The organism is Ectobacillus ponti, from assembly GCF_024294785.1.
Taxonomy (GTDB): Bacteria; Bacillota; Bacilli; order Bacillales; family Bacillaceae_G; genus Ectobacillus; species Ectobacillus ponti.
On record NZ_JANCLT010000014.1, the window covers coordinates 94,627 to 104,952 of the forward strand.

General features: G+C 46.3%; 11 protein-coding genes. 4 read left to right on the plus strand and 7 right to left on the minus strand.

The window, feature by feature from the left end; translation table 11 throughout:
* Nucleotides 1-28: 28 nt before the first annotated feature.
* A complete protein-coding gene (locus NK662_RS19940) occupies nucleotides 29-1,282 on the minus strand; it encodes a cysteine desulfurase-like protein (RefSeq protein ID WP_254760716.1) in 1,254 nt (417 codons plus the stop codon).
* A gap of 107 nt (nucleotides 1,283-1,389) precedes the next feature.
* Nucleotides 1,390-1,827 carry a hypothetical protein gene (locus NK662_RS19945; RefSeq protein WP_254760717.1) on the minus strand — a complete coding sequence of 146 codons (438 nt, stop codon included), beginning with the start codon at nucleotides 1,825-1,827 and terminating at the stop codon, nucleotides 1,390-1,392.
* A gap of 233 nt (nucleotides 1,828-2,060) precedes the next feature.
* On the opposite strand from NK662_RS19945, the gene NK662_RS19950 reads away from it, so the two are divergent.
* From NK662_RS19950 to rbsK, 3 genes are all read left to right on the plus strand, one after another.
* Nucleotides 2,061-2,357 (plus strand): ArsR/SmtB family transcription factor, encoded by a 297-nt coding sequence (locus NK662_RS19950; protein WP_254760718.1) that lies wholly within the window; start codon nucleotides 2,061-2,063, stop codon nucleotides 2,355-2,357.
* 189 nt (nucleotides 2,358-2,546) lie between these two features.
* Complete coding sequence (locus NK662_RS19955) at nucleotides 2,547-3,224, plus strand: YwaF family protein (protein ID WP_279665315.1); 678 nt, start codon at nucleotides 2,547-2,549, stop codon at nucleotides 3,222-3,224.
* Nucleotides 3,221-4,111, plus strand: coding sequence for a ribokinase (rbsK, locus tag NK662_RS19960; protein WP_254760719.1), 891 nt, complete (start codon nucleotides 3,221-3,223; stop codon nucleotides 4,109-4,111). Before NK662_RS19955 ends, rbsK begins: the two co-directional genes overlap by 4 nt.
* 27 nt (nucleotides 4,112-4,138) lie before the next feature.
* Here rbsK and NK662_RS19965 read toward each other — a convergent pair whose 3' ends face one another.
* A complete protein-coding gene (locus NK662_RS19965) occupies nucleotides 4,139-4,837 on the minus strand; it encodes a hypothetical protein (RefSeq protein WP_254760720.1) in 699 nt (232 codons plus the stop codon).
* 826 nt (nucleotides 4,838-5,663) lie between these two features.
* On the opposite strand from NK662_RS19965, the gene NK662_RS19970 reads away from it, so the two are divergent.
* Nucleotides 5,664-6,569, plus strand: coding sequence for a tyrosine-type recombinase/integrase (locus tag NK662_RS19970; protein WP_254760721.1), 906 nt, complete (start codon nucleotides 5,664-5,666; stop codon nucleotides 6,567-6,569).
* A 49-nt stretch (nucleotides 6,570-6,618) separates the two neighbouring features.
* Here NK662_RS19970 and NK662_RS19975 read toward each other — a convergent pair whose 3' ends face one another.
* The 4 genes from NK662_RS19975 to NK662_RS19985 all read right to left on the minus strand — a co-directional run bounded on the left by NK662_RS19975 (nucleotide 6,619) and on the right by NK662_RS19985 (nucleotide 10,179).
* Nucleotides 6,619-6,939: a hypothetical protein gene (locus NK662_RS19975; RefSeq protein ID WP_254760722.1), complete on the minus strand. Its 321-nt coding sequence runs from the start codon at nucleotides 6,937-6,939 to the stop codon at nucleotides 6,619-6,621.
* 23 nt (nucleotides 6,940-6,962) lie between these two features.
* Nucleotides 6,963-7,259 (minus strand): tyrosine-type recombinase/integrase, encoded by a 297-nt coding sequence (locus tag NK662_RS23800; RefSeq protein ID WP_368736084.1) that lies wholly within the window; start codon nucleotides 7,257-7,259, stop codon nucleotides 6,963-6,965.
* Between the two features lie 79 nt (nucleotides 7,260-7,338).
* Nucleotides 7,339-8,547 (minus strand): IS256 family transposase, encoded by a 1,209-nt coding sequence (locus NK662_RS19980; protein WP_254760723.1) that lies wholly within the window; start codon nucleotides 8,545-8,547, stop codon nucleotides 7,339-7,341.
* Between the two features lie 378 nt (nucleotides 8,548-8,925).
* Entirely contained in the window at nucleotides 8,926-10,179 is a 1,254-nt protein-coding gene (locus NK662_RS19985; protein ID WP_254760724.1) for a YopA family protein, read from the minus strand.
* Between the last annotated feature and the right edge of the window lie 147 nt (nucleotides 10,180-10,326).

The window sequence follows — 10,326 nt, forward strand, 5'->3', positions numbered from 1 at the left end:
CCGGCGCTGTGAAGCACCGGGTTTTTCGTTATAGAGAGGAAGATGCAGCTTCCGGTTGGAACGAGTGGATATATGCCTTTACTGCAGCAATCAGCCGGTCAATTTCTGCTTCTGTGCTGTAAGGAGCCAGCCCCGCCCGAATCCAGCCGCCGTTCTGCCCAATACCGAGCTTCTCGGCCAGTGTCGATGCATAGAAGTCTCCGCTGGCGATAAAAATAGAATGGTTCTCCGCCATCCATCGGCATACCTCTTCAGGAGGTGCCTGTTTAATACGGAACGCGACAGTCGGTGTTTTGGCTGTATCCTCCGGCGCTTGATACACCTGCACTTGAGGGAGTTCGGCCAACGCCTGGCGCAGCTTCTGGGCAAGCTGGTTTTCATATGCTTCAATCCGTCTGAAGGCACTGTACAGCCGCTCGCGGCGGGAATCGCCTTCGCCCAGGCTTGCGATAAAGTCTACAGCTGCGGGGAGCGCCGAAATGGCTTCGTGGTTTTGCGTTCCGGTTTCCAGTTTGTCGGGAATATAGACTGGAGCCGGCTGCAGCTTATAGACCGGCAGCGATTGAAACAATGTCTCGCGGATGACAGCAATACCTACATGCGGACCAAAGAACTTGTAAGCAGAGCACAATACAATATCGGCATCCAACGCATCACGGTCTACGCAAAAGTGTGGTACGGCATGAACGGCATCGACTGCCACCAACGCCCCTACTTCCCGGGCCCGCCGGACGATGGGGGAGAGGTTCGTGATCGTGCCAACCGCATTGGAGGCAAGTGTCACACATACAAGCCGTGTGCGGGAGTCGATCAGCTCCTGCAAATTGGTTGTATCCAGCATCATGATGTCTGTATCCACCGAGATCATCCGCACATCTGTCCCGCGGTCCGCAGCTGCTGTAGCCCAGGAATCGACATTCGAGCGATGGTCGATTTCCGTTGTAACGATATTATCCCCTTGATTCCAAGACTTGCTGAGGGAGCGGGCAATGGCAAACATCAGCGAGGTGGAGTTTTGGCCAAACGCAACCTCCTGCGGCTTGGCTCCCACCAAATCGGCAATGGCTTGTCTCGCATCTGCAATATGCTGTTCTGTTTCCCGGCTTGTCGGAAATTCCCCGTGCAAATTGGCGCCGCCGCGGGACATGTAAGAGACCATCGCATCAATGACTCCTTGTACCACCTGTGAACCGCCCGGGCCATCCATATAGGCAGCCGGCTTTCCATTATATGTACGTGTTAAAGCGGGGAATTGCCGTCGTACAGCTTCAATTGGATACATACACACCTCTCCTTTTTCCATACAGGTGGTGACTGAAGACGAAAGAATATTCTGTATATATTATAGAAGGAAGAAGTTGGGATAGGCAAGAGGGCAGCGGATATTCTTTAGTCTGCCTTGCCGGCATTCACCCATTCATTTTGGCTTTTTTGCAGCTGGGCCGCATGCTGTTCGCCATCCTTATTCTGATACAGGACAATTGCTGTGTGTTCCTTAAAAAACAGCATAGGTGCGCCTTCACATCCTTTTTGGCAAAATTGATTGACTGCAGCCAAGACAGACAGAAGACTCGGATCATCCTTGCTGTTTTGAATGATTTCTTCTCTGGTGACGGCATGAAATCCGGCCAGGTTGGGGGCGTTCCTGAAGTTTGCCAAAATAGAAGTGCCCGATGCCTCAATGGTTTGCTTTTGCTTTACAGCAAATTCGCTCGTATACAGCAGCTTCATGTATCCCACCCGGGCTGCTGTAAGCAAAAGCAGCAGCACAACAAGTACTTTCAGCTGGCGCAGACGTTTGCTGACGATTGTTTCTGATTGCTTCAATTGTTTCATTCCTCCTTTTGATATGAGTCCCTAGAGGAGAAGGACAGTCCTCCTTCTACCATATGCTTGTCTGCCTCCATTTAGACGAAATCTCTCTCGCGGAATTGCGCACGACGAAAATTGGAAAAAATTTAGCAGTCTATATTTGGTGTTTTGACAATTTATTAATTTAAATATAAGGAACTTTTCATTATAATGAAGGAGAGAAAGCCCCCTGGGAGGATGTTACGATTATGAAACCGTGCGCATTGTATGTAGAAGAATTTGTTGAGGGTGCTGAAATTCTAAAGGTATTGGCACATCCAGTTCGGCTGGCTCTCATTAAGGTTATGCTGGAAAGCGGTCCAACAAACGTGACCAGCCTGTACGAAGGCTTTGAAATGCCGCAATCCACAATCAGCCAGCATTTGGCTAAACTGAAGCAGCACCGGGTTATCAGCGGAACGCGCAATGGCTTGGAGATCTACTACGAAGTGGTAGACCCCCGTGCACAAAGCATGATTGAAGCTTTTGGCGCAGCGGCAAGATAATTCTGTTTTCATGGGAGACCCTCATTGATATGTATCGGTGTGGTCTCCCTTTTTGTGCTCTCGTCCTTTATAAGTTTGGAGATTATACAGTATGATAAAAGAGAGACATACATACAGCGCATAAACAGGGGAGAGGTGACGGGAAGCTTGTCTTGGTTTGGAGGGAATGCGGATGATTATCCGTTTCACATGTTTCATATGAGCCATTGGGCGGCCATAGCCGCAGGTGTAATCGGGAGTTGGCTGATTTTCCATTATAGGAGGCAATGGAGAAGCATGACGCTTTACCGTTGGGAACAGGTATGTGGCTTTTTGCTGCTGGCAGCAGAAGGAGGCTATCATGCATGGCTGGTATCCAACGGCTTTTGGAGTGTGGACCACGCGCTGCCGCTGGAATTATGCAGCCTCAGCATTCTGTTGAGCGCAGTCCTTCTCTTGACAGGAAATCGTTTTCTATATGATCTTGTCTTTTTCATCGGCATTGCAGGCGCCTTGCAAGCTGTGCTGACACCGGTCTTATCCTTTGGCTTTCCGCATTTTCGCTATCTGCACTTTTTCTTCGTGCACCTTATGATTATATGGACGTCTCTCTATTTCACATGGGTGAAGGGGTATCGGCCAACGCTGCGGGCGCTTTGGAGGACGATGCTGGTTTTGAATATGCTGCTTCCTGTTGTGTGGCTGGTCAACTGGATGACGGATGGGAATTACATGTTTCTGATGCGCAAGCCGTCCAGTCAAAGCTTGCTGGATTGGCTCGGGCCGCATCCATGGTATATGCTGAGTCTGGAGTTTGTGGCAGCCGGTATGTTTTTTGTGCTTTGGCTGCTGTTTCGAGAAAAACAACCAAAGGGGGATGCATCGTGAAGAAACCGAACATTGTTGTAGTCGGCAGCGTTAATATGGATCTCGTAACGGGAGTGAAGCAGCTGCCGCAAGCGGGAGAAACACGGATGGGAGACAGCTTCGCCACCTTTCATGGCGGCAAGGGCGCGAACCAGGCAGTGGCATGCGCCAGATTGGGTGCATCTGTACATATGATTGGGTGTGTCGGGCAGGATGCCTTCGGAGAAGCAGCCGTACAAAATATGGAGAGGCAGGGCGTCCACACTTCCCATATCTCCCGCTTGCCAAAGCAAAGCACCGGTGTGGCAACCATTTTGCTGGAGGAGGGCGGGGAGAACCGGATTATTGTCGTGCCGGGGGCCAATCACGGAATGACACCCGCACATATACAAACAGCTGCGGGTGTCATTCGTCAAGCGGACATCGTTCTGATGCAGCTGGAGATTCCTTTGGACAGCGTGCGTGCGGCTATGGACCTGGCGTATCAGCATGGTGTATCTGTTATTCTCAATCCGGCTCCCGCTGTTTCGCTGTCAAAGGAAGACCTGGCCCGTATCTCATTGCTGACACCAAATCAGCATGAGCTTCCCATTGTGATTCCGCAAGCGGCCGAGCAATCACTGCTGGACTATCCCGGAAAGATTGTTATGACGAAGGGAAAAGACGGGGTCTCCTATGCGCAGGACGGCATCATACAGCATCAGCCCGGATTTACAGTCGAAGCCGTGGATACAACCGGTGCCGGCGACACCTTTAATGGCGCTTTGGCTGTCATGCTCGCGCGCGGGGCAGCTTTGCCTGAAGCAATTATGTATGCCAATGCCGCAGCCGCGCTTTCCATCACAAAGCACGGAGCGCAAAGCGGCATGCCGACAGACAGGGAGGTCCAGCTATTGCTGCACACATAAAAAAACCGGGACACATGTCCCGGTTTCTCACAGCAGCTCGATTTTTCGGCGTATGACAATTTGCTCCAATTCATCTTCCTCCTCGAGGTAAAAACCGCGCTCCCGTAAGTACTCCTGAAAATACAGCTCTGCTTCCGCCTTCTCGTCATACGGTTTGACTGACAGAACGAAACCAAGCTTTTCCTGATCCTCCAGCTCTACACTGGATAGGTACGCTGTAATCCGATTCCGCAAAAACAGTTCTTTTACCGGAATCATCATATCCTTCATCAGCTTCACCAAAATATTCATTTCAATATCAAACGTATAGCGCAGCATACCTGATAAATCAGCGAACACCACACCAAGAAATCCGGTGTTGAATACTTCCTCAAAATCAACCTCTGCAGCTCCCGCGTAGAAGTTCCGCTCCAGCAGATAGTTCTTGAAATAAGCCCTGCCTTCCTGCGGCTGAAAGGGCTTGGAAGAAAGCACAAATCCGATTTTCTGCTGATCTTCCATATAGACACAAGACAGGTAAGCCAAGACTCCGTGGCTGACAAACAAATGACTTGCCGCTTGCGCCAGGCCGTCCAGCACATGATGGGCCACATGCAGCTTCTTGCGTGAGAAGTAATATTGCTTCCGGCGCAGCTCTGACGTATCGACGAAGACAGAGCCGATAAATCCAGTATTGGAGATCGTAGGGGCTTGCTTTGCTTTTCCTCTGCGCTTTTGTACTGCCATGACAAACCGTCCTTCCTATATGTACATCCCAACCAAAAAGGGGAGAGGTATCGAACATTTGTTCTAAAGTTATCTTACTATGAAATCAAGAAAAAGTAAATCTTTCCAAGAAAAAAGATGTCTCATATGAGACATCTTTTTTCAAGCAGGGCAGGGAAGAGGCCCTTATGTATCATCACTTAGGAGGCTGGTGCGACTTCCTCAGCATCTTCAACATCAATATAGCAATCCATTGTCCGAACTTCTTTGTCTTCGTGACTTCCAAAATAAATCGTAATATTCATGTATTTTCACTCCTTAACGAGGAATTTCAGTCATTTAATATTATTTCTATTATATACCACTTTACAGCAAGATACAACAGAGAATCTGCAAGAAATGGACAAGCAGCTGCGGTTCTTGCAAAGATTGGAACAAAGATCCACAAGAATCCAATATGTATGTCTGCGAATTGTGATTGGCTGGCTGCAAAAAGCAAAGGAAAATCTGTAAATGGAAAAAACGTGTCCAGTCTATAGCGACCTGGTAGAATTCCTCGTCTCTCCCGTCTCAAAACATGTAGTAAACTATAGATTTGAGACTGAATAAGATTTCCTCTTCGACTTCCTATAATAAGTATTATGTTAACTAGTAAACGGGAGACCGCGCCATAACTGGCTTCCCCCACTTCCCATAAAAAAACTTATGGGAACATCGCGGTCTGCAATGTGACGATAATAAATGAGGACGCATCTGTAACGTATAGGACATGACTGATAACTTGCAAGGTCGACCGGTAAAATCCTGGTCCGACACTATAATAAAATAATTTGGAGGTTGTCTACCTATGTTAATTACAGAAACGATCGATGAGTTCCTCATGTACCTCGAAGTTGAACGAAACTACGCCGAAAACACCATTCGTGCCTATGCATACGATCTCATGCTGTTTGAAGGGTTCCTGCGCAATAGCCGCCGCAGCATGATGGAAATTGAAGAAATTCGCCCAGTGAACATCCGTCGCTTCGTACAAGAGCAAGTTCGTGAAGCTGGCGCAAGTCCACGAACAATGCAGCGCCGCATTTCCTGTCTAAAAGCACTAAGTCGCTTCTGTGTCCGTGAACGCTTCATCGACCAGGACTTCACAGTTGGAATTGAAGTTCCGAAAATTGAACAAAATCTGCCTGTATATATGACCCTAGAAGAACTGCAAAAGCTCTTTCGTTTCTTGGAAAGTGACACACGTCCGCTTGCTCTCCGCAATGAGCTCATTTTTAAGCTCTTAGCAACTACTGGCATGCGCCGTCAAGAGCTCGTCGATTTAAACTGGGACCAGCTCAATTTAGACAATCAGACGATCCGCATTAAAGGAAAAGGAAAAAAGGAGCGCCTCCTCCCTCTTCACCCAATTGTGCTTCCTCTTTTCCAGACATATATGGAAACGCTGGATGAATATCAAAAACATTCATCGCAGCCCGTATTTTTGAGCAAGAATAAAAAAGTGATGAATCCTCGCGGGCTGCACGTGCTATTCAAGAATATCCTAGAAAAGGCTGGTCTCCCTCCTACCCGCTTCTCTTTGCACCATTTGCGGCACACGTTTGCGACGTTGCTGTTGCAGGAAAATAAAGAAAATGTGGACTTGCGTCTTCTGCAGGAACTGCTCGGCCATGAAAACCTCAGCTCCACACAGGTGTACACACACATTGACTTTGAACAGAAGCGAAAAGCCATAGGCACATTTAAAATCTAAATAACAATTAAGACACCAGCAAATCCGGCTGGTGTCTGTCTATGTATGTTCAAGCCAGTTCACCTGCTTCTAGCTCTCCCTGCGAAATCCAATAGCTGATAATTGCACTCTGAACATCTTGACCCACCGCATTTAGAAGCGCTGGATTATTTTTAGCGGCGCTTGCTAATGCTGCAAGAGCTTCGGATGCCACCGTAGGTTCCACTGGACATGAAGCTGGCAAATCGACTGAATGTTGTTCGGTAGTCTTACGCTGTGTCTCCGATAGCCGGTATTCTATTAATTCAGTCTCCAACCGGTTTAATTGCTTTCGGATAAGATGGATGTCCTTTTTTGATTTTAAGATATAGTGCTTGATGCTTGCACTCATACCATTTGCAGACACCTCATGACCTAGTAGTTTCTGCCTAGTAGTTTCTGAATAGTTGAAGCCTCTTCTCCTCGCTCATGCATCAATGTGGCAATCGTGTACCGAAAACCATGAGGAGTCAGTTTCTGTACATCTTTCCCATCCCAACCGAATTCAGTGCAAACACGATCTACAATTCGGTTTAGCTGCTTGTTTTGAAGCGGCTCTCCTTTTAATCTATATAGCAAACGGTCTTCGCTCTGCAAGTCATACGTTTCTATATGGCTTTTCAATTCCTCTAGAAGGGGAGCGTAAATATTTTTGTGTAAATGGTTTTCCAGCTATATAATGAGACCCGGCTTGATTGGGAGAGGGGGGCATGCCCCCAGAGGCTCCCTGTCAAGCCGGACTAGCCAAACATTAGGACAATAATTCCTTGTCCAAGCCCTTGTCCAAGCGCCCCTCGAAAAAGATGGCCAATTGCGATATACATTGTTTCCAGCTCCGCAAAGGCATAGTCCATTTCTTCGAAATTTCCACAGTAGCGAGATAGATGATTTTACGGAGAGCGTCATCTGATGGATAGGCAGTCTTCGTTTTGGTCACCTTTCTCAGCTGGCGGTGGTACCCCTCAATGGTGTTAGTTGTATAGATAAGCTTTCGAATTTCAGCTGGGCAGCTGAAGAAGGAAGTCAGCTCAGTCCAGTTATTCCCCCAAGAACGGATGACAAGAGGATACTTGCTTCCCCACTTGTCAGAGAACCGCGAGAAGGCTAATTCAGCTTCCTCCAGAGTAAGTGCCTGATAGACAGCCTTCTGGTCTTTAAACACAACGTACTTCAGCCAGTTCCGGATTTGGTGAATAACACAGAGCTGGATGCTTGTACGCGGGAACACGGCATGAATGGCCTCAGAGAAGCCAGAAAGCCCGTCCTTACAGGCGATTAGGATGTCCTGTATCCCTCTGTTCTTGAGGTCTGTACACACACTCAGCCAGAAGGAAGCACTCTCGTTCTCCCCAATCCAGATGCCGAGAATCTCCTTGTGGCCGGACAGAGAGATGCCAAGAACGCTGTACGCAGCCTTATTGATGATGCGGTTATCCTTGCGGACCTTGAAGTGAATGGAATCCAGAAAAACAATTGGGTACACAGCGTCCAACGGACGGGACTGCCACTCCGTGATGGCCGGCATGACTTTATCTGTCACCTTGCTTACCAGTGTGGGAGACACATCAATGCCATACAGGTCCTTCATGTGATCCTCAATGTCTCGGGTGGACATACCCTTGGCGTACAGACCAATAATCTGGTCCTCCAAGCCGTTTACAGTCGTCTCATATTTCTTGATAATCTGTGGTTCATACTCACCATTCCGATCTCTAGGAACTTGTAAATCTGCGTTACCAAACTTTGTTTTCACTGTTTTCTTACTGTAGCCATTCCGGCTGTTGCCTGAGCGGGTACCTTCACTACTGTGCTTCCCATAGCCAAGATGGTCCTCCATCTCAGCCTCAAACACCTGTTGAATGGTGTCGCGAAATAAGCTCTTCATCATCGCTTGAATGTCCTCAACCGTACGACATTCTCTTGCCAAATCCTCTACTAACTGCTTTCTTGCATTTTGCATAAACGACCAGGTCCTTTGGTAGTCAGTCTAGCCATTTACACAAAATTTTTTACATTCTCTAAGAACACCATCGGCCTGACTGTTGTCCTGCTCGGCGTACCCATTAATACACTAATTGCAGACAATTGTAGCTTCTATGCTGCCTCAAGCGACTCAACAATTGGGAGTTCCATTTATATGGTCAGGTATTTAGCAGCTACTTCTTATTGTGTGTTTTGACCGCAATTAAAAAATCTCTTACTCCAAAGATATATTTTACTAAGCATCATAAAGTAATTTCTAAAAGTGGCTTTGCCTATTGAACTAAAGGGGGAACCCATAAACAATGGAGTTCCCCCTAATACTAGAGAATTGTCAACATTAAATTTTAAACAGGGTTTATGTTTCACTCTTTTTAGAACACCAAGGCACATTTTCCACAGTCTCGCCAACCATTTGTACCTCTTTCAACAAATTTTGATATTTGCCTTTGTAATTTAAAATTCTCAATATACTCAACTCCAGGTATTGCTTTCCTAATTCAAGAACACGATGCTTAGGCACTGCTATCGTTTGACCATTCTTCTTAGCCTTCTTAGAGGGGTGAACTATTTCATTTCTAAAGTCCGTAAGTAGATGAGGCCCATTTTCATAAAACTTCTGAGCTGCAGCAAAAGTGCCAGTATCCGGTAGGACTTGAGGGATAGAAAGCTCGTGCAGCAATCGCACCAACTTATCTGATGCTCTTAGTTTTTTATCAAAGACACTTCTGGCTACAATTTCATGCTCTTCAACCAAAAAGGTCCAAGCAAGCGTTTCTAATGCTATTTGAACTGCTACTATTTTATTCTCCACGTATCTAGCATCGTTACTGTCAAAATACCATGAAAGTGTTCGCTTTAGAACGTCTCCCCACAGGTCATCTTTTAGCTGCTTCACTAGCGAAGGATACACATTTTGTAGTTGCAAATAACTATCGGGATCAGTTTTTGGAAACCAGTTGTTCACTTTTTTCCACTTAAATATGATTGGTGCTTGATACCTCTCTAATACTAACTCTTCACCGATATACCCATGCACAGAACAAATTCCAACTTTCCTGCCACTGGCAAATGACAACAACCACATTAGAGACTCTAAAAGGTCTGCCACTTCGTCATAACTAAAGAGTTCTCCCTCAATATGCTCTATCATACCTGCATGAGTAATTGCATACCCGCCTGTTTTAGTCAATTCATCGTACTTAGTTTTATAGTCAGGTTGCTTGTCTAAGACTATTCTAAAAGCACCATATTTAAACCAACTTCGACCAAGATACATCGTTCTCTCATGTTGTATCGGCGAACCAAAATCATTAATAAAATTCACTACAGAGAACACTAGCTGATGCGTCTCGCTCCCAGGCCTTTCTATAAAGTTTAAAACAATTCCTGTAACGGCGAACTTGTCTCCATATTTTATATTGGTCACCATAACAGAACAGCTATATCCATCACGTGTAGTTAATCTATAACTCCCACCCAAAATCTTGTTTATAACCATGTCAATATTGACGTCATCTACCATCTCGGCCTCAAAGTTTATGCTAGGTGCCGGTAACCAATTTAAATATACTCTCCCATTTACATAAAATTTTTTATCTTCTTGTTCCAAAGTATAATCGCCCTTATAAATCTGTACTTCTTGATTAGTTGTTCCTTTTGAAATAGGTGATTCTATAGCATGTTTAATGCAAAATAAAAGTACAGACTATTGCAAGGGATTTGTACATAGTACGAGTGCATAAAAAAAGGCTTGCCA